The sequence below is a fragment of the Polaromonas sp. genome, assembly GCF_029945685.1.
GTDB lineage: Bacteria > Pseudomonadota > Gammaproteobacteria > Burkholderiales > Burkholderiaceae_C > Polaromonas.
This window is the reverse complement of record NZ_JAQSDA010000009.1, coordinates 197,026-214,852: the sequence shown is the minus strand read 5'-3', so window position 1 is coordinate 214,852 and position 17,827 is coordinate 197,026. Positions and strand designations below refer to the sequence as shown.

The following is a 17,827-nucleotide window of genomic DNA, read 5'->3' as shown; positions in this document are numbered from 1 at the left end:
CAGGCTTTCGCCCATTGTCCAAAATTCCCCACTGCTGCCTCCCGTAGGAGTCTGGGCCGTGTCTCAGTCCCAGTGTGGCTGGTCGTTCTCTCAAACCAGCTACAGATCGTCGGCTTGGTGAGCTTTTACCTCACCAACAACCTAATCTGATATCAGCCGCTCCAATCGCGCGAGGTTCTTGCGAATCCCCCGCTTTCATCCTTAGATCGTATGCGGTATTAGCGTAAATTTCTCTACGTTATCCCCCACGACTGGGCACGTTCCGATATATTACTCACCCGTTCGCCACTCTCGAGTATTGCTACTCTACCGTTCGACTTGCATGTGTAAGGCATGCCGCCAGCGTTCAATCTGAGCCAGGATCAAACTCTTTAGTTTAATCACTGCAATAATTTTCAACTCCCCGCATTTGACTGCGGGAAGAAACTCATAAAAACGGAATTGAAGAGAAATCTTGACGATTTCACTTTTTCTATCTCCATGAGCGTTTAAAGTCAAAAGACTTTGGCTGATCAGCTTTCGCTGACTTCGCCTGGCAATCGCCTTCAAACGCCCATACTTATCGGCTGTAAATTTTTAATGATCCTGACTACCTTCGTCACCGCTTGGCGGCTTCGCTTTCGTCGTTAGCTGTAATCAGCTGAGCCTCAAATTATATACCGGATTTTTCATCACAGTCAAACTTTTTTGAAGCTTTTTTGTTTCTGCCTTCTGACCAGAACCGCCTTTGGCGAGTCGCTGTTTCATCAGCAGAGCCATCGACTATAGCACTGTTTTCTGGGGGTTGCGAGAAAAAATGTTGGAAACCGCAGCTCATACCCCTGGCTTCAAGCTTTCACCAGCCCACGCAGCGTGCCCCCCCCCCCACGCCGGGCTGTCCTAGAGGACCAGCGGCAGGGACCGCAATCTCGTTCCGGTCAGTGCAAACAGGGCGTTGGAAACGGCGGGCGCGAGCGGTGGCACGCCCGGCTCGCCCACACCTCCAGGAGGCCGGGTACTGGCCACCAGATGAGTCTGAACCAGGGGCGCCTGCGCCAGCTGCAGCATCCGGTAGTCGGGGAAGTTCTTCTGTTGCACCACGCCGCCGTGGATGTCGACCTTGCCATACAAGGCGGCCGTCAGCGCAAACACCACGGCACTTTCCATTTGCTGGGCAACGATGCCCGGGTTGACCACGGTACCGCAGTCCACGGCACACACTACCCGGTCTACCCGCGGCTGCCCGTCGACCAGCGAGACCTCGGCGACCTGCGCCACGATGGAGCCAAACGACTCATGCAGCGCGATGCCCCTGGCCCGACCCGGGAGCAGTTTTCCTCCCCATGCGGCCTGGGTCGCTGCCAGCTCCAGCACGGCCAGGTAGCGCGGCGCATCCTTGAGCAGCAACCGGCGCAGTGCCAGCGGGTCCTGCTGCAACGCAACCGCCAGCTCGTCGATAAAACTTTCCGAGAAAAAGGCATTGTGCGAGTGCCCCACGGAGCGCCAGAAGCCGACAGGCACGCTCTTGCGGGTGGCCACATGCGACATGTGCTGATGGGCAAAGCCGTAAGGCAAGTCAAACAGGCCCTCGGCCGTGGTTTTGTCGGGCGTGTCGACGGGGCCGGCCAGCATGGGCAGACCGCGTTCCATCCAGCGCGGGCTGATGGCGTCCCCGGCCGACCGGATACGCAGGCTGACGGGCTGGCCCTGGGCGTCCACCGCCGCGACCAGCCTGGCCACATGCATGGGCCGGTAAAAGTCGTGGGTGGTGTCTTCTTCGCGGGACCAGATCAGTTGCACCGGCCGACCGCCGCATTCCATGGCCACCCGGACGGCCTGGGCGACGTAGTCCACCTCCAGCCGGCGGCCAAAACCGCCGCCCAGCAGGGTGACGATGACGCTGACATCCTCCACCGCCACACCGGCCACCCGCGCGGCAATCGCCGCGCCCATTTGCGGCACCTGGGTGGGCACCCAGAGAAAGACCTTGCCGTCCCTGACCTGCGCCGTGCAGTTCATCGGCTCCAGCGCGGCGTGCGCCAGATAGGGCGCGCGGTACACCGCCTCCAGCTTGCGGGCGGCGCCCGCCTCGGCCTGGTCCGCGGACCCCTTCTCGTAGAAGGTGAAGCCCTCCTCTCCATTTTCCCCCTGCAAGGCGGCCTCCAGCTCTATCGCGATCTGGCGCGAGTCGAGCGCGCCGGCCGGGCGCTGGTGCCAGTCCACCGGCACCGCCAGCGCGGCCTGTTGGCACTGCCACCAGCTTTTTCCCACCACGGCAAAGCCCGCGGTGGAACCGGCAAAAGCAGGCAGGCGCACCAGGCGTTCCACCCCAGGCATGGCCAGCGCCGCGTTCACATCGATCGCGCCCGGTGCACCGCCCAGCATCGGACACAGGCGGAGCGCCGCGTACAGCATCCCGGGCAAACGCACATCGAGCCCGTAGCGGGCCGTGCCATCGACCTTGGCGGGAATGTCCTTGCGCGCTTCATTCCGGCCAATGACCGTCCAGTTCTCGCGCGCCTTGAGCGTCACGCTGCCCGGCGGCGTGGCGGCGGCAAAGCGGGCCAGCTCACCATAATGCGCGGATTTGCCCGAAGGATGCGAAATCACGCCCTTGCTGACGGTGAACTCGGCCACCGGCAGGCGCCACTGCAGCGAAGCCGCGCCCAGCAGGGAGGCGCGCGCCGTGGCGGCCGCCGTGCGCAGCACCAGCCAGGCGTCGGCCACACTGCTGGATCCGCCGGTGGCGTTGATGCCCAGCTCACGCGCCAGTTTGCGAACCACCCACTCGCCCGCCTGAACCTTGAACGGGCGGTTTTCGAGCTCGAAGGGATGAAACGGCAGGCTGGCGACCAGCATCGCGACATTGCCGTAAATGCTGTCGGCGCCGGCCTGCTCCAGACGGACCCGCGACAGCGGCACATCCAGCTCTTCGGCCACCAGCATGGGCAGGGCGGTGTGCACGCCCTGGCCCATCTCGCTGCGCGGCATGGCCAGCACCACCGAACCGTCGGCGGTGATCTTGATCCAGCCGTTGAGCGCCACCTCCCCGTCGGCAGGCTGCCAGAGCCGGCCGGAACCGGTGCGCGCGCGCGGCGGCAGCGCACCCCAGCCGACGATCAGGGCACCGGCGGCGCCCGCCGCGCTGAGCAGCCAGGTCCTTCTTTTCATGCGCGCCTCTTCAAGGGCGCCCGGACCCCGCCCATGTCTGCGGCCCGCTTGATCGCCAGACGGACGCGTTGGTAAGTCCCGCAGCGGCAGATGTTGGTCATGGCGGCATCAATGTCGGCATCGGTCGGTCTGGGCGTCTTCTCGAGCAGGGCCGCCGCCGCCATCAACATGCCCGACTGGCAGTAGCCGCATTGCGGCACCTGCTCGGCGATCCAGGCGCGTTGCAGGGCATGGGGTTTGGCCGGCGTGCCCAGCGCCTCGATGGTCTGGATGCGCTTGCCGGCCACCGTGGCCACCGGTGTGACACAAGAGCGCACGGCCTGCCCGTCCACCCGCACGGTACACGCCCCGCAGGCCGCCACACCGCAGCCGAACTTGGTGCCCGTCATGTTGAGCAGGTCGCGCAGCACCCACAGCAAAGGCATGGCCGGGTCGGCGTCCACCTGCACGGACTGGCCGTTGATTTGTAGTTCCATAAAACGTCCGGTGGTGTCGGGCAGGCACGGCGCAAGCGGCCGCCCACAACTGATGTCCATTGCACTATAGCCATCCCGCCCCCATCTCCCAAAGCCCGAAAACCAGCATGCGAAATGGCGCACCCGGATAATCCCTGACAACATGGCACTAATTACACTTCTTGACGCTCAACTCGCTTTTGGGCACGTCGCACTGCTGGACCACGCAGATTTTTCGCTGGAACCGAACCAGCGCATCGGCCTGATCGGCCGCAACGGCACCGGCAAATCGTCCCTGCTCAAAATCCTCGCGGGCCTGGAAAAGCCCGATGACGGCACCTTGCAGCTGCAGCAGAACCTGCGCATCGCCTACGTGCCGCAGGAGCCCAGCCTGGACCCGCATGCTACTGTTTTCATAGCTGCCAGCGCAGGACTGGCAAGGACCAGGCACGTGGTGGAGATGTACCTGGCGGCCGACGAACACACCGACCTGGACGCCCTGCAGTCGGAAATCGAGGCGCTGGACGGCTGGAACTGGGAACAGCGTGTCGAGGAAACCCTGCACCGCCTGCACCTGGACAAGGACGCCATCGTCGGTTCGCTCTCGGGCGGCACCAAAAAGCGGGTGGCGCTGGCCCAGGCGCTGGTGGCCAAACCCGACGTGCTGCTGCTCGATGAGCCGACCAACCACCTGGATCTCGATTCGATCGCCTGGCTCGAAGAACTGCTGGTCAACTTCAACGGCAGCATCATCACCATCACCCACGACCGGGCCTTTCTGGACCAGGTGGCCACCGTCATCGTCGAGCTGGACCGCGGCAAGCTGCTGAGCTACCCCGGCAACTTTGCCCAGTACCTGCTGCAAAAGGAAGAACAGATGGCGCAGGAAGCCGTCATCAACGCCAAGGCCGACAAGCTGCTGGCGCAGGAAGAGGTGTGGATCCGCAAGGGCGTGGAAGCGCGGCGCACGCGCAGCGTGGCGCGTATCGGCCGGCTCGAAGCCCTGCGCGACAACCGCTCGGCGCGGCGCGATGCGGTGGGCCGGGTCAACCTGGACGTCTCCAGCGGCGACAAGAGCGGCAAGATCGTGGCCGAACTGACGAATGTGACGAAAAGTTTTGGCCACCCGGGTGCCGAGAAGATCATCGTCAACAACTTCAGCGCCACGCTGCTGCGCGGTGACAAGGTCGGCCTGCTCGGCCCCAACGGCGCCGGCAAAAGCACGCTGCTCAAGCTGATCCTGGGCGAGCTGCAGCCTGACGTGACCACGCCGCCCGGGAAGATCCGCCAGGGCGCCAACCTGCAGGTCGCCTACTTCGACCAGATGCGCGACGCGCTGGACCTGGACGCGACGCTGGAAGACTTCATCAGCCCGGGCAGCGAGTGGGTCGAAATCAACGGCCAGAAAAAACACGTCAAGAGTTACCTGACCGATTTTTTGTTCAGCCCCGAGCGCGCCCGCTCGCCGGTGCGCAGCCTGAGCGGGGGCGAACGCAACCGGCTGCTGCTGGCGCGCCTGTTCGCGCGGCCGGCCAATGTGCTGGTGCTCGACGAACCCACCAACGACCTGGACATCGACACGCTGGAACTGCTGGAAGACCTGCTGCAGAACTACGAAGGCACGGTGTTCCTGGTCAGCCACGACCGGCGCTTCCTCGACAACGTGGTCACCAGCACCATCGCCTATGAAGGCACGCCGGAGAACCCGGGCTTCTGGCGCGAGTACGAGGGCGGCGTGACGGACTGGCTCACCCAGTCCAAACGTGCGGCACAGCTGACCGGCGGCAACAAGGCCGCGGCCGCCGCCTCCAGCGGCAAAAATGCAGGAAAAAACACGCCGGAGGCCAGCAAGGACGTGCGCGATCCGCTATTAAAAAAGAAGCTGAGCTACAAGGAGCAGCGGGAACTCGACGGCTTGCCGGCGCTGATCCAGCAGCTGGAGTCGCAGCAGAAGGCGATAACGCAGGAGCTGTTTGACGGCACGCTGTACACCAGCAACGCCAAACGCGCGGCCGAACTGAACGCCCGCAACACCAAGATCGAGGAAGAACTGATGGCGGCGCTGCAGCGCTGGGAAAGCCTGTCCAGCTAGCCTGCAGGCCATGCGGGGTGTCGGGCAAACCACCTACAGCATCTTGCGCCGGTGTCGGGCCGGCAGGAACCCTCGGAAACAGCTGCTTACGCTAAAGTGGCTGCATCCTCCAAAGCCGCTTCATGCACCCACGTACGCCACCTTCCGTCCGCCTTTTATCGTCATGCTGGCGCGGCCCGGCCCTGTTGATGCTCGCAGCCTGGCTGACGGGCTGCGCCTCGCTGCCCAGCGAAGTCGACCGGCCGGTCTCCACCGCGCTGGCCAACCCCGAACAGACCCGCATCGGCCATGCGGTGCAGCAGCGCGCCGCCAAGGCCGGCACCCGCAATGATTCCGGCTTTGCCCTGGTCAACAGCGCCGAGCTGGCCTTCACCAGCCGCATGGCGCTGATCGGCGCGGCGCAGAAGACCCTGGACATCCAGTACTACGCCATTCACGCCGACGAAACCACCGACCGCATGTTCGACGCCCTGCGCGCCGCTGCCGCGCGCGGCGTGCGCATCCGCATTCTGCTCGACGACTTCAACACCGCCGGCAAAAACGCCCAGGTGCTCAAGCTCGCTTTCGAGAAAAACATCGAGCTGCGCCTGTTCAATCCACTGCCCGGCGGGCGCGGGTCGCTGTTTTTCCGCATCCTCGGTTCGCTGAAAGACGTGGACCGCATCCAGCGGCGCATGCACAACAAGATTTTTGTCGCCGACAACGCGGTCGCCATCACCGGCGGTCGCAACCTCGGCGAAACCTACTTCGGCCAGGGCGAAGCCACCAACTTCATCGACGCCGACGTGCTGGCGGCCGGCCGCATCGCACGCGAGCTGTCGCAAAGCTTTGACCAGTACTGGAACAACCCGCTGGCCTATCCGGTGCAGTCCCTGATGAGCGCCGAAGAAATTGCGGCGCTGAAACCGCCGCCGGCCCAGCCGGCCGGCGCGCCGGCGCCCGCCGGCGGTGAAGCGGCCCCTCCGTCCACCCCGGCCGGCGTTGCGGCTGCAGCGCAGGCCGCGCCGCGGACGGTCACGGCCCTGGATGGCACGGTCAGCGCCATCGAACCCCTGCCCGACAGCACCAACCTGGCCTTGCTTGAATGGACCTGGGCGCCGTCGACACTGCTGGTCGACAAGGCCTCCAAGATCGCCGCGGATGCCGACGACGTGCAGGCGTCGCAGGACACCACGGTCGACGGCCTGCTGCAACTGATGGCGCAGGCCAAAAGCGATCTGCTGATCGTCTCGCCCTACTTTGTACCGGGCCGCCGCATGATGGACCAGCTCGCGGCCATCCGGCAAAAGAACGTGCGCATCCGGGTGCTGACCAACTCGCTGGCGTCCAACGATGCGCCCGCCGCCCATGTGGGCTATGCCCGTTACCGCAAGGAACTGCTGCGCCTGGGCATTGAACTGTATGAAATGCGCGCCGAGCAGGAGGGCACGCTGAGCGGCTTCAGCTCTCTCGGCAGCACCGGCTCGGCCGGCGGCTCCCGCGCCAGCCTGCATGCCAAGATCGTGGTGCTGGACGGCAACCTGCTGGTGATCGGGTCCATGAACCTGGACCTGCGCTCCCAGCTGCAGAACAGCGAGGTGGCGCTGGTGATTCGCAGCCGCAAACTCTCGGACGACACCACCCGGCTGATCGAGCCGGCACTCGCCAAGGGCGCCTACAAGGTCGAACTGGACAAGGGCCAGCTGGTCTGGCGTGCGCCTGAAGGCTCGCAGCTGAAAGACTCACGCACCGAGCCGGATGCGAGCCTGGGGCTCAAGCTCATGCTCACGCTGATCGGACCGCTGGCGCCTGACGAGATGCTCTGAGCGTCCCGAGCGGAGCGGCCGGGACCGAGCACGCACCCCAACTTCCTCACGCCTCCGGCGTGTCGGTATCCCGCAACCCATCGAGCAAGCCCTTGCGTGCGGCGGCCGCCAGCGCGCCGTAACGGGTGCGGAAGGCGTCGAGCGACTCTTCGTTCAACTCCTCGAGATCGAGCAGCGCGTTATGCGCGCCCTGGGTCGCACGTATGAGTTCGTCGAGCTTGATCTGGATCGCCTCGGTGTCGCGGTTCTGCGAGTTCTGGATCAGGAAAACCATCAGGAAGGTGATGATGGTGGTGCCGGTGTTGATCACCAGCTGCCAGGTATCGCTGAAGCCGAACAGCGGGCCGGTGACGATCCAGGCGAGGATCACCAGCAGCGCCGTGAAGAAGGTGGCCGGTCGGCCGGCGTAACGCGAGGCGGCCTTGGCTGCGTTCGAATACCAGTTTTTCTTGCTTGCCATGGTGTGTGTCCGGGGTTCGGGATGAAGGGTCAGGGGTCAGGCGAGGCGGGTATCTGGAAACCCGATGTTGCACCACATGTGGATCTTGGAGACATAGGCCGGACCTGCGGCGACGGCGAAGGGTTCGACACCGTAAGAAACAAATCCGCAGCTTTCATACAGGGCGCGGGCCGCGTGGTTGCCCTGCGTGACGGTGAGCTGGACCAGCCGCACCCCGGGACGGGCGCCCGCCTGCGCCAGCACGGCCTGTACCAGCCGGCGGCCCAGCCCTTGCAGGCGGAACCGGTCGGGCACGTACATGCCGAAGAGGGTGGCCTTGTGGCGCAGCTTCTCACGCGACTCGAACGACAGGCCGGCGACGCCAGCGAGGCGGTCGTCCTGAAAAACACCCAGCACCCGCTCTTGGGCAAGCGGCTCTTCGCTGAGCCGCGACTGCCACCAGGACAGCGGCAGGGCGGCGCGCTCGGCGACGCTGGAGCTGAAGGCCTCGGGGTGCAGGGCATAAGCCTCGAGCATGAGCGCCCGGTAGTCGCCCGCATGGACAGGCCGGAGCTGCTCGATCAGCATGGGCGGACACCTTTCACCTTGCCGCCCCGGGAAGCTGAATTTGCTATGAATTCAATAGCTGCTTGCGCCCATCCAGAAAGGGCTACCGGCCAAAAACACATGAAAAACTGGAGACCGCTCACTTCATGCTGTCCCGCAGCCGCGCGAACACCTTCCAGAACGCCGCCTCCTGCGTGGTCGCAAAGTTGATGCGCATCAGGGTGCTGGGCTTGCGCACCGCGTGAAACAGCGCACCGGGCGCGATCAGGTAACCCTCGTCGAGCATGCGCTGCGCCAGCGCGTCGGTGTCCACCCCGGTTTCCACCCAGCCGAACAGGCCGGCCGGTTCCGCCGCGAAGCTGCAGCCGTGCGCCAGCGCCAGCTTGACGCTGCGCGCGCGCGCTGCATCCAGCCGCGTGCGTATGCGTTCGGCGTGGCGGCGCAGCTGGCCCTGGTCGATGCACCAGGCCAGCGCCTTTTCCAGCAGCGCGGGGGTGGTCAGGGTGCCCAGCAGTTTGGTGTCGAGCAGGCGCTCCACCAGCGCGGGCGGCGCGGCCATGAAACCGACGCGCCAGCCGGGCGCCAGAATCTTGGCAAAACCGCTGACATACACCGTGCGCTGCAGGCCGTCGAGCGCGCACAGCCGCGTCGCGTGTTCGGGTGCCAGGTGGCTGTAGGTGTCGTCCTCGACGATGTGGAAATTGTGCTGGTTGGCCAGCTGCAGCACGCGGTGCGCGCTGCCCGGGCTCAGGCAGTAACCGGTCGGGTTGTGGAACACGCTGACGCTGACAAACAGCTTGGGCGCATGGGCCTCGCAATACCGCGCCATCACTTCCAGGTCCGGGCCGTCGGCGCGCCGCGGCACCGGCAGAATGCGCATGCCCAGCGCATCCAGGCGCGCAAACTCGACCGCCCAGCCGGGCTCCTCGACCATCACGCAGTCGCCGGCGCGCAGCAGCGTGCGGCTCACGATGTCCAGCGCATGGGTGGCGCCCACGCTGGTGATGATCTGTTCGGGCACCGCATGCACATTGAGCGCGCTGAGTTTCTGCGAGAGCGCGCGGCGCAGGCCGCTGTCGCCCATGGGCTCGCCGTAACTGAGTGAAAAATCGCGCAGCGCGCTGCCGCTTGTGACCTTGCGCACCGCCGCCGGCATGAAGCTGGTCTCCAGCCATTCGGGCGGAAACACCCCCATGCCCGGCTGCGGCTTGTTGCTGACCTTGTGGAACATGCCGCGGATCAGCGCGGTGGCATCCACCGGCGCCTGCCGGGTGGACATCCAGGTCGCGGTGCTCCAGCTGTTCAGCCGCAGCGGGGTGTCGGGTGCCACCGCTGCGTTTTTTGCGGCAACCTGCGCTGGATGGGCGGGCGTCAGAACCGCATTGAACGACGCATCGCGGACAAAAAAGCCGCGGTTCTTGCGTGCCACCACCAGGCCTTGCGCCTGCAACTGGTCATACGCCGCGACCACGGTGGACACGCTGACGCCTTGCTGCCCGGCGCACAGGCGCACCGAGGGCAGGCGCGCGCCGGGCGCCAGCAAGCGGCTGCGTATGCGCTCGGCAAACCGTGCGCTGAGCTGATCGGTCAGGGATTGGGAAGCGGTTTTCATCAACATGGCGGACCCCGGCTGGCCCGGTGCAAGGCAACACCAGCGGCCTGTGTGCTGATAATTTGACCAGCACAGTTTCAAAATTTGTCACCCCAACTGTATGGGTAGTGTGCTGGCTTGAACTATAAAGTCTGAGCCATGAATTGGCAAGAATTTACCGCCCTGCTGGTGCTGGCGACAGCGATGAGCTTTTCACCCGGCCCCAACACCACGCTCGCGACGGCGCTGGCGGCCAACCACGGCCTGCGCCGCGCCATGCCTTTTGTCTGCGCGGTGCCGGTGGGCTGGGGCGTGCTGCTCAGCCTGTGCGCGTTCGGTCTGGGCGCGCTGCTGCTGGCGATCCCGCTGCTGGGCCTGGCAATCAAGTTCATCGGTGTGGCGTATCTGCTGTGGCTGGCCTCGAAGATCGCGCGCTCGCGTCAGCTCAGCGAAGCCGACGCAGAACGCATGAATGTCGGCTTCTGGCAGGGCGCGGCGCTGCAGTTCGTCAACATCAAGGCCTGGATGCTGGCGCTCGCCATCGTGGGTGGCTGGATCGCCGGGCGCAGCGACCCCGGCCTGCGTTTTGCCGTGGTGCTGCCAGTGATGCTGGCCTATGCCTTTGCCAGCAACCTGTTGTATGCGCTGGCCGGCTCGCTGTTGCGCGAGTGGCTGAGCGGCCCGGCCGGCAGCGGCCGACGTCTGGTGTGGTTCAACCGCGCCATGGCGGCCGTGCTGGTGGCCACCGCGATCTGGATGCTGTTTTTATGAACGCCACCCCCGCCAACATCAGCAAAGGGCTCTGGCTGGGCCTGCTCGGCATCGTGATTTTTGCGGTGACCCTGCCGATGACGCGGCTGGCGGTCGGCACACCCGAGGCGCCGCAGATGTCGGGCCTGTTCATCGCGCTGGGCCGGGCCGTGGTGGCGGCCGCGTTGTCGGCGCTGTTTCTGCTGGCCACCCGCGCACCGCTGCCGCAGCGGCGCGACTGGTTGCCGCTGGCCATCACGGCCGGCGGCGTGGTGTTCGGCTTCCCGCTGTTCACCTCGATCGCCATGCGTTATGTCGAGGCCATGCATGCCAGCGTGATCGTGGGCGTGTTGCCGCTGGCCACCGCCGCCGTCGGCGCGCTGCTGCACCGCCAGCGCCCATCGGCGGGTTTCTGGCTCTGCGCGGCCTTGGGCAGCGCGCTGGTGGTGGTGTTTGCCGTACTGCGTTCCGGCGGCGCCGCGGGCCTGTCCATCCATTTTGCAGACGGGCTGCTGCTGGCCGGCATGTTGTGCGCGGCCGTCGGTTACGGTTACGGCGCGCGGCTGTCGCAGCACATGCAGGCCGAACACGTGATCTGCTGGGCGCTGCTCATCTCCCTGCCCCTGACGCTCCCACTGGCGCTGGCCAGCTGGCCCGAAACGACGATCCGGACCAGCGCCTGGGCCGGTTTTGCCTACCTCGGGATGTTTTCGATGTGGCTGGGCTTTTTCGCCTGGTATCGCGGCCTGGCGCTGGGCGGCACGGTGCGCGTCAGCCAGGTGCAGCTGGTGCAGCCCTTTTTGTCCATGCTGTTTGCCGTGCCGCTGCTGGGCGAGCGCCTGGATGCGGTCACCGTGGGTTTCGGACTGGCGGTGATCGCCACGGTATTCATCGGCAAGAAGATGCCGGTCCACCCCAAAACCGCCAACGACAATCCACTGTTGCAACCGGGGAAGACCTGATGTACACCGCTGCCTTCATTTTTGAGCCCGGCACTTACGACGAGCACTTCCACGCGCTGGACGCATTGATCGAAGAGGCCGCCCAAGCCACCCCCGGCTATCTGGGTGCGCAGACCTGGCGCTCGCCCGACGGCACGTGCAACAACGCGACCTACTTCTGGGACAACCTGGAAGCGCTGCGCGCATTCTCCGCGCACCCGAAACACCTGGAAGCCAAGCGCCAGTACATGCGGTGGTACAGGGGCTTTCACGTCGTCATCTCGCAGGTGCTGCGATCCTACGGCGACGGCACGATCGCGCACATCACGCCCAACCAGCGCGACCGCAGCCAGGGGGTGCCCGCGTGAACATCGCAGGCATCCCCTTCGGCACCACCGACTGGTCCACCGTGGCCCGCACGGAGCACTCGGCCCTGGCGGGCCAGGCCTTCTGGCGTACGCAGCAGTTCGGCGAGGTACGCGTGCGCATGGTCGAATACACGCCGGGTTATGTATCTGACCACTGGTGCAGGAAGGGCCACATCCTGCTGTGCCTGCAGGGGCAGCTGCACACCGAGCTGGAAGACGGACGCAGGTTCACGCTGGGACCGGGCATGAGCTACCAGGTGGCAGATAACGCCGAGGCGCACCGCTCCAGCGCACCCAAAGGTGCGACACTGTTTATCGTGGATTGACGACAGAAAAGAGAACAACCATGGAAAAAAGCAACATGCACTGGACCCTGGCCGCACGCGCCGAAAAAATGAACCCCTCGGTGATACGCGAGATCCTCAAGGTCACCGAAAAGCCCGGCATCATCAGCTTTGCCGGCGGCCTGCCTTCGCCCAGGACTTTCCCGGTCGCCGCCTTTCGAGAAGCCTGCGACAAGGTGCTGCGCGAAGACGGCCATGCTGCGCTGCAGTACGCGGCCAGCGAAGGCTATGCCCCGCTGCGCGAGATGGTGGCAGCCATGCTGCCATGGGAGGTTGACCCCGCGCAGGTGCTGATCACCACAGGCTCGCAGCAGGGCCTGGACCTTGTCGCCAAAATCCTGATCGACGCCGGCAGCCGCGTGCTGGTGGAAACACCCACCTACCTGGGCGCGCTGCAGGCCTTCACGCCCATGGAGCCTGAAGTGGTGGGCGTGGCCAGCGACGACGAAGGCGTTGACATCGCCGATCTCGCCGGCAAAGCAGCCGGCGCGCGCTTCTTTTACGTGCTGCCCAACTTCCAGAACCCGACCGGCCGCACCATGACCGAGGCGCGTCGCGTCGCGCTGAGCGCCGCGGCCGCGCGCCTGGGCCTGCCCATCGTCGAAGACAACCCCTACGGTGACCTGTGGTTTGACACGCCGCCGCCGCTGCCGCTTGCCGCGCGCAACCCTGAGGGCTGCGTGTACATGGGCTCGTTCTCAAAAATCCTGGCGCCCGGCCTGCGCCTGGGTTTTCTGGTCGCGCCCAAATCGCTTTACTCCAAGCTGCTGCAAGCCAAGCAGGCTGCCGACCTGCACACGCCCGGCTTTAACCAGCGCATGGTGGTCGAGACCATGAAGAACAACTTCCTGGACCGCCACGTGCCCACGATACGTGCGCTCTACAAGTCGCAGCGCGACGCCATGCTGGCCGCGATGAAGCGCGAGATGCCCCCAGGCGTGAGCTGGAACACGCCGGCCGGCGGTATGTTCCTGTGGGTGCGCCTGCCCGAAGGCATGAACGCCATCGACCTCTTGCCCAAAGCGGTGGAGCGCAATGTGGCCTTTGTGCCGGGCTGGGCGTTTTACGCCGACCACGCCGACGCCCGCACGCTGCGCCTTTCGTTCGTGACGTCCAGTGTCGAGCAGATCAACATCGGCATCGCCGCGCTGGCCGCAGCCATCCGTGAGCAACTGCCTGCCGGCGTGCCCGAACTGCGCGCAGCATGATAGACACGGCCACGCTGTCGCTGTTCTTGTTGGCGGTGCTGGCGCTTTTCCTGTCGCCCGGCCCCAACATGGCCTTTGTGCTGTCGCATGGCCTGGTGCACGGCGCGCGCGGCGGCTTTGCGGCAGCCGTCGGCATCTCGGCGGCCGATCTGGTCCACACGCTGTGCGCCGCCACCGGCGTGACTGCGCTGGTGGCGGCCTGGCCGCCCTCATTTGACGTGCTGCGTTATGCCGGCGCGCTGTATTTGCTGTGGCTCGCCTGGCAAGCCTTGCGCCCAGCCGGTGCACGTAGCGCCGCTGAGGCCCGGCCCGCCGGCTTTGCGCGCATCGTGCGCATGGCGCTGCTGAACAACCTGGCCAATCCCAAGGCGCTGCTGTTTTTCATGGTGTTCCTGCCGCATTTCGTGCAACCGGCGCGCGGCCAGGTCACGCTGCAATTGCTGGTGCTGGGCGTCACGCTGTCGGTGGCGGCACTGGTGTTCAACACCGTGTTGGGCGCATTCAGCGGGCAGATCGGGCGCCGCCTGCAGGCGGCGCCCGGCGCCGCGAAATTCCAGCGCGGTTTCATGGCTTTTGTCATGGCAGGGCTTGCGCTGCGGCTGTTGTTGCTTGACCGCCCTTCCAGAGGAGTCTGAACCATGCTGAAGATCTGGGGGCGCATGAGCTCCATCAACGTCAAGAAAGTGGTGTGGACAGCGCAGGAGCTGGGCCTGGATTTCCAGCGCACGGAAGCGGGCGGCCTGTTTGGCCTGGTCAAGACGCCCGAGTACATGCTGCTCAATCCCAACTCAATGGTGCCGGTGATCGAGGACGATGGTTTTGTGCTCTGGGAGTCCAATGTCATCGTGCGTTACCTGTGTGCCCGGCAGTCAGCCGGTGACATGTACCCGACCGACCTGCGCGAGCGTTTTGACGCCGAGCGCTGGATGGACTGGCAGCAGACCACGCTGAACCCGGCCAGCCGCCCGGGCTTCTGGCAGCTGGTGCGCACGCCGCCCGAGCAGCGCGATGCCGCGCTGCTTGACGGGTCCAATGCCGCAGTTGAGGCGTTGATGGCGATGCTGGACGCCCACCTCGCGCAACGCCCCTTCATGGTCGGCGAGCGTTTCACCATGGCCGACATTCCCGTGGCCTGCGAGGTGCATCGCTGGTTCGGCCTGCCACAGCCGCGCCAGAGCCGGCCCCACCTCGAACGCTGGTACGACAGCCTGTGCGCCCGGCAGGCCAGCAAGGGTGTGCTGGACCTCGCGCTGTCCTGACAATCGCCAACTTTCTCCCTTTCACCTTCTGATTCCGCACCATGAAAACAAGGCCCTTCAAACAAGTCGACGTCTTCACCGACCTGCCCTACTTCGGCAACCCGCTGGCGGTGGTGCTGGACGGCAGCGGGCTGGACGACGAAGCCATGCAGCGTTTTGCGCGCTGGACCAACCTCTCGGAAACCACCTTTGTGCTGCCACCGACCGATCCGGCGGCCGACTACCGGGTGCGCATCTTCACGCCGGGCGGCGAACTGCCTTTTGCCGGCCATCCCACGCTGGGCAGCTGCCACGCCTGGCTGCAGGCCGGCGGCACGCCCAGGCGTCAGGACTTCATCGTGCAGGAATGCCAGGTCGGCCTGGTGAACATCCGGCGCGACCCTTCGACAGGCTCAGGGCAGGACGGGGACCGGCTGGCTTTTGCCGCACCGCCCCTGCAGCGCTCGGCGCCCAGCCCGGCGGTACTGGCGCAGGTGGCCGCCGCCCTCGGCCTGAAAGCGCAACACATCCTGGCCGCGCAGCTGCTCGACAACGGACCGGTCTGGCTGGGCCTGTTGCTGGACAGCGCGGACACCGTGCTGCAGCTGGCGCCGGATCACGTTACCCTCAAGAAACATGGCCTCAAAGTGGGGGTAATCGGCCCCCATCCTGCGCGGACAGCTCCTGTTTTAATAGCGCGCGCCAACCGCGAGGCTCGCGCTTTCGCCGGCAGCATGCCCGCCAGCGCGGCAGAATCGGCAACGGCAGACTTTGAGGTGCGGGGTTTTGCAGCACCCATCGGTATCGAGGAAGACCCGGTCACCGGCAGCCTGAACGCCAGTCTGGCGCAATGGCTGATTGCCGAAGGTCACGCGCCCGAGCGTTACGTGGCCGCCCAGGGCACTTGCCTGGGCCGCGCCGGCCGCGTCTACCTGACACGCGAGACGGACATGTCGGGCTCTGCGCAGGCCACTTCGACAGGCTCAGGACAGGTCTGGGTCGGCGGCCCATCGGTCACCTGCATCAACGGCACGGTGACGCTGTGAGCCGCGCCCAGGTCGATCACCTGGTTGTCGTGGCCGCCAGCCTGGCCCAGGGCGTGGCCTGGTGCGAGCAAACACTGGGCATCACACCGGGGCCCGGCGGCGAACATCCGCTGATGGGCACACACAACCGCCTGTTCAGCGTGGCCGGCACGGCCTTCCCGCGCGCCTACTTCGAGATCATTGCGATCCAGCCCGGCGTCGCGCCACTGCGGGCGGCCGGCAGGCAGCGCTGGTTCGACATGGACGACCGCGAACTGCAGGCGCGTGTGGCCAGTGAAGGCCCGCAACTGGTGCATTTTGTCGCCAGCGTTCCGGGCGTGGTCTCGGCCGTCAAGGCACTGGCCACACAGGGCCTGGACCGCGGCAGCGTCGTGGAAGCCTCGCGCCAGACCGCCACCGGCCTGCTGAGCTGGCGCATCACCGTGCGCGACGACGGCCAGCGGTTGTTCTACGGCACCTTGCCGACGCTGATCCAGTGGGGCGAGGCCGGAGAGGACCCGGCGCAGGCGACGCATCCACTGGATGCAATGCCTGCTTCGGGCGTGACACTGCAGGCGCTGCAGGTCCGCCACCCACGGCCGGAACAGCTTCAGGCTGCATATGCCGCGATCGGCCTGACCGGTGTGGGCGTGACCCCGGGCCCGCCCAGTCTTCACGCCACGCTACAGACGCCGCGCGGCCCGGTCACGCTGGAATCCAAAGGAATCTGAATGTACCGAACGCAAGCGCTGACCCCGCCCGCCAACCGCTCCATCACCGGCCTGCCCGACCTGCAGGCCATCGAACACGCGGCCCGGGTCGTGTACCGCGAGTTCCAGGCCACGCCGCAGTACCGCTGGGGTCTGTCGAGCCAGCGCCTGGGCACCGACTGCTGGATCAAACACGAGAACCACACACCGGTCGGCGCTTTCAAGATACGCGGCGGGCTGACTTACTTTGAGGCGCTGAAACAGCGCGGGGAACTGCCCGCTGAGGTGATCAGCGCGACGCGCGGCAACCACGGCCAGAGCATCGGCTGGGCGGCGCGCGCGCATGGCGTGGCCTGCACCATCGTGGTTCCGCGCGGCAATTCGCTGGAGAAAAATGCCGCCATGCGCGCGCTCGGCGTCACCCTGATCGAACACGGCGAAGACTTCCAGGAAAGCCGCGAATACGCGATGCGCCTGGCGGCTGAACGCGGCGCCCACATGGTGCCGAGTTTCCATGCCGACCTGCTCAGCGGCGTGAGTACCTACTGGTGGGAGTTCATGCTGGCCGTGCCGCAGCTCGATGTGGTCTATGTGCCGATCGGCCAGGGCTCGGGCGCGTGTTCGGCGATTGCCGCCAAACTCGCCCTGGGCCGAAAATTGCGTATCGTGGGTGTTGTCAGTGCCCATGCCACGACCTACGCCGACTCGCTGGCCGCCGGCCACGTGGTCGAAGCGCCGGTCAGCACCCAACTGGCCGACGGCATGGCCTGCCGCATCGCGGACCCGGCCGCGCTCGACATCCTGCTGCCGCATCTGGACCACATCGTGAAGGTCAGCGACGACGAAGTCGCGCAGGCCATGCGCAACTTGTACGCCGACACCCACAACATGGCCGAAGGCGCCGGGGCTGCGAGTTTTGCGGCCGCCATGCAGGAACGCGCGCAACTCAAGGGGCGGGTGGTGGGCACCACGCTGTGCGGTGGCAATGTGGACAGCGCCACTGTCGCCAAGGTATTGGGCCCCCACGCTTCTCGCTTCGCATAGTGCGCTGCCCCCGGGCGCTGCGCCTGCGGACTGGCAAAGCCAGATCCGCGGCCCCTGCTTGACTGGTTTTTGCGACGCTCGGTCACACGCGTGACTAGGC

At 65.8% G+C, this 17,827-nt stretch carries 17 protein-coding genes and 1 rRNA gene; 12 read left to right on the top strand and 6 right to left on the bottom strand.

What is annotated here, in order from left to right; all coding sequences use genetic code 11:
- The 3 genes from PSV26_RS07790 to PSV26_RS07780 all read right to left on the bottom strand — a co-directional run.
- Positions 1-378: ribosomal RNA gene (locus PSV26_RS07790) — 16S ribosomal RNA — on the bottom strand; the annotation flags it as partial.
- A gap of 501 nt (positions 379-879) precedes the next feature.
- Positions 880-3,150: a molybdopterin cofactor-binding domain-containing protein gene (locus PSV26_RS07785; RefSeq protein WP_300569535.1), complete on the bottom strand. Its 2,271-nt coding sequence runs from the start codon at positions 3,148-3,150 to the stop codon at positions 880-882.
- Entirely contained in the window at positions 3,147-3,626 is a 480-nt protein-coding gene (locus PSV26_RS07780; protein ID WP_300569532.1) for a (2Fe-2S)-binding protein, read from the bottom strand. Before PSV26_RS07780 ends, PSV26_RS07785 begins: the two co-directional genes overlap by 4 nt.
- Before the next feature lie 142 nt (positions 3,627-3,768).
- On the opposite strand from PSV26_RS07780, the gene PSV26_RS07775 reads away from it, so the two are divergent.
- Both PSV26_RS07775 and PSV26_RS07770 read left to right on the top strand, forming a co-directional pair.
- Entirely contained in the window at positions 3,769-5,697 is a 1,929-nt protein-coding gene (locus PSV26_RS07775) for an ATP-binding cassette domain-containing protein (RefSeq protein WP_300569529.1), read from the top strand.
- 188 nt (positions 5,698-5,885) lie between these two features.
- Entirely contained in the window at positions 5,886-7,502 is a 1,617-nt protein-coding gene (locus PSV26_RS07770; protein WP_300569526.1) for a phospholipase D family protein, read from the top strand.
- 46 nt (positions 7,503-7,548) lie between these two features.
- On the opposite strand, the gene PSV26_RS07765 is transcribed toward PSV26_RS07770, so the two are convergent.
- The 3 genes from PSV26_RS07765 to PSV26_RS07755 all read right to left on the bottom strand — a co-directional run bounded on the left by PSV26_RS07765 (position 7,549) and on the right by PSV26_RS07755 (position 10,126).
- Complete coding sequence (locus PSV26_RS07765) at positions 7,549-7,962, bottom strand: low affinity iron permease family protein (RefSeq protein ID WP_300519833.1); 414 nt, start codon at positions 7,960-7,962, stop codon at positions 7,549-7,551.
- A gap of 36 nt (positions 7,963-7,998) precedes the next feature.
- Positions 7,999-8,529: a GNAT family N-acetyltransferase gene (locus PSV26_RS07760; protein WP_300569523.1), complete on the bottom strand. Its 531-nt coding sequence runs from the start codon at positions 8,527-8,529 to the stop codon at positions 7,999-8,001.
- Positions 8,530-8,647: 118 nt separating this feature from the next.
- Entirely contained in the window at positions 8,648-10,126 is a 1,479-nt protein-coding gene (locus PSV26_RS07755; RefSeq protein ID WP_300569520.1) for a PLP-dependent aminotransferase family protein, read from the bottom strand.
- A 132-nt stretch (positions 10,127-10,258) separates the two neighbouring features.
- Between PSV26_RS07755 and PSV26_RS07750 the strand changes: the two genes are divergently transcribed.
- From PSV26_RS07750 to PSV26_RS07705, 10 genes are read left to right on the top strand one after another with little or no spacing between them, the layout of a single operon-like run.
- Positions 10,259-10,870, top strand: coding sequence for a LysE family translocator (locus tag PSV26_RS07750; protein ID WP_300569517.1), 612 nt, complete (start codon positions 10,259-10,261; stop codon positions 10,868-10,870).
- On the top strand, positions 10,867-11,811 hold the full coding sequence (locus PSV26_RS07745) for a DMT family transporter (RefSeq protein ID WP_300569514.1): 945 nt from the start codon (positions 10,867-10,869) through the stop codon (positions 11,809-11,811). Before PSV26_RS07750 ends, PSV26_RS07745 begins: the two co-directional genes overlap by 4 nt.
- Positions 11,811-12,158, top strand: a complete 348-nt coding sequence (locus PSV26_RS07740; RefSeq protein WP_300519821.1) for an antibiotic biosynthesis monooxygenase — start codon at positions 11,811-11,813, stop codon at positions 12,156-12,158. Before PSV26_RS07745 ends, PSV26_RS07740 begins: the two co-directional genes overlap by 1 nt.
- A complete protein-coding gene (locus PSV26_RS07735) occupies positions 12,155-12,484 on the top strand; it encodes a DHCW motif cupin fold protein (protein WP_300569511.1) in 330 nt (109 codons plus the stop codon). The genes PSV26_RS07740 and PSV26_RS07735 overlap by 4 nt, the downstream gene beginning before the upstream one ends.
- 20 nt (positions 12,485-12,504) lie before the next feature.
- Positions 12,505-13,710 (top strand): PLP-dependent aminotransferase family protein, encoded by a 1,206-nt coding sequence (locus PSV26_RS07730; RefSeq protein WP_300569508.1) that lies wholly within the window; start codon positions 12,505-12,507, stop codon positions 13,708-13,710.
- Positions 13,707-14,345 (top strand): LysE family translocator, encoded by a 639-nt coding sequence (locus PSV26_RS07725; protein WP_300569505.1) that lies wholly within the window; start codon positions 13,707-13,709, stop codon positions 14,343-14,345. Before PSV26_RS07730 ends, PSV26_RS07725 begins: the two co-directional genes overlap by 4 nt.
- A 3-nt stretch (positions 14,346-14,348) precedes the next feature.
- Positions 14,349-14,969 carry a glutathione S-transferase gene (locus PSV26_RS07720; protein WP_300519810.1) on the top strand — a complete coding sequence of 207 codons (621 nt, stop codon included), beginning with the start codon at positions 14,349-14,351 and terminating at the stop codon, positions 14,967-14,969.
- 41 nt (positions 14,970-15,010) lie between these two features.
- A complete protein-coding gene (locus PSV26_RS07715; protein ID WP_300569502.1) occupies positions 15,011-15,994 on the top strand; it encodes a PhzF family phenazine biosynthesis protein in 984 nt (327 codons plus the stop codon).
- Positions 15,991-16,704 (top strand): VOC family protein, encoded by a 714-nt coding sequence (locus PSV26_RS07710; RefSeq protein ID WP_300569499.1) that lies wholly within the window; start codon positions 15,991-15,993, stop codon positions 16,702-16,704. The genes PSV26_RS07715 and PSV26_RS07710 overlap by 4 nt, the downstream gene beginning before the upstream one ends.
- Positions 16,705-17,727, top strand: a complete 1,023-nt coding sequence (locus PSV26_RS07705) for a threonine dehydratase (protein ID WP_300569496.1) — start codon at positions 16,705-16,707, stop codon at positions 17,725-17,727.
- The last annotated feature ends 100 nt before the right edge of the window (positions 17,728-17,827 follow it).

Bases quoted from the DNA above. Each gene is read 5' to 3' on its own strand.
- PSV26_RS07765 (WP_300519833.1), bottom strand. From the start codon at position 7,962: ATGGCAAGCAAGAAAAACTGGTATTCGAACGCAGCCAAGGCCGCCTCG.
- PSV26_RS07750 (WP_300569517.1), top strand. From the start codon at position 10,259: ATGAATTGGCAAGAATTTACCGCCCTGCTGGTGCTGGCGACAGCGATG.
- PSV26_RS07715 (WP_300569502.1), top strand. From the start codon at position 15,011: ATGAAAACAAGGCCCTTCAAACAAGTCGACGTCTTCACCGACCTGCCC.
- PSV26_RS07730 (WP_300569508.1), top strand. From the start codon at position 12,505: ATGGAAAAAAGCAACATGCACTGGACCCTGGCCGCACGCGCCGAAAAA.
- PSV26_RS07755 (WP_300569520.1), bottom strand. From the start codon at position 10,126: ATGTTGATGAAAACCGCTTCCCAATCCCTGACCGATCAGCTCAGCGCA.
- PSV26_RS07770 (WP_300569526.1), top strand. From the start codon at position 5,886: ATGCTCGCAGCCTGGCTGACGGGCTGCGCCTCGCTGCCCAGCGAAGTC.
- PSV26_RS07740 (WP_300519821.1), top strand. From the start codon at position 11,811: ATGTACACCGCTGCCTTCATTTTTGAGCCCGGCACTTACGACGAGCAC.
- PSV26_RS07780 (WP_300569532.1), bottom strand. From the start codon at position 3,626: ATGGAACTACAAATCAACGGCCAGTCCGTGCAGGTGGACGCCGACCCG.
- PSV26_RS07725 (WP_300569505.1), top strand. From the start codon at position 13,707: ATGATAGACACGGCCACGCTGTCGCTGTTCTTGTTGGCGGTGCTGGCG.
- PSV26_RS07785 (WP_300569535.1), bottom strand. From the start codon at position 3,150: ATGAAAAGAAGGACCTGGCTGCTCAGCGCGGCGGGCGCCGCCGGTGCC.
- PSV26_RS07775 (WP_300569529.1), top strand. From the start codon at position 3,769: ATGGCACTAATTACACTTCTTGACGCTCAACTCGCTTTTGGGCACGTC.
- PSV26_RS07745 (WP_300569514.1), top strand. From the start codon at position 10,867: ATGAACGCCACCCCCGCCAACATCAGCAAAGGGCTCTGGCTGGGCCTG.
- PSV26_RS07760 (WP_300569523.1), bottom strand. From the start codon at position 8,529: ATGCTGATCGAGCAGCTCCGGCCTGTCCATGCGGGCGACTACCGGGCG.
- PSV26_RS07720 (WP_300519810.1), top strand. From the start codon at position 14,349: ATGCTGAAGATCTGGGGGCGCATGAGCTCCATCAACGTCAAGAAAGTG.
- PSV26_RS07705 (WP_300569496.1), top strand. From the start codon at position 16,705: ATGTACCGAACGCAAGCGCTGACCCCGCCCGCCAACCGCTCCATCACC.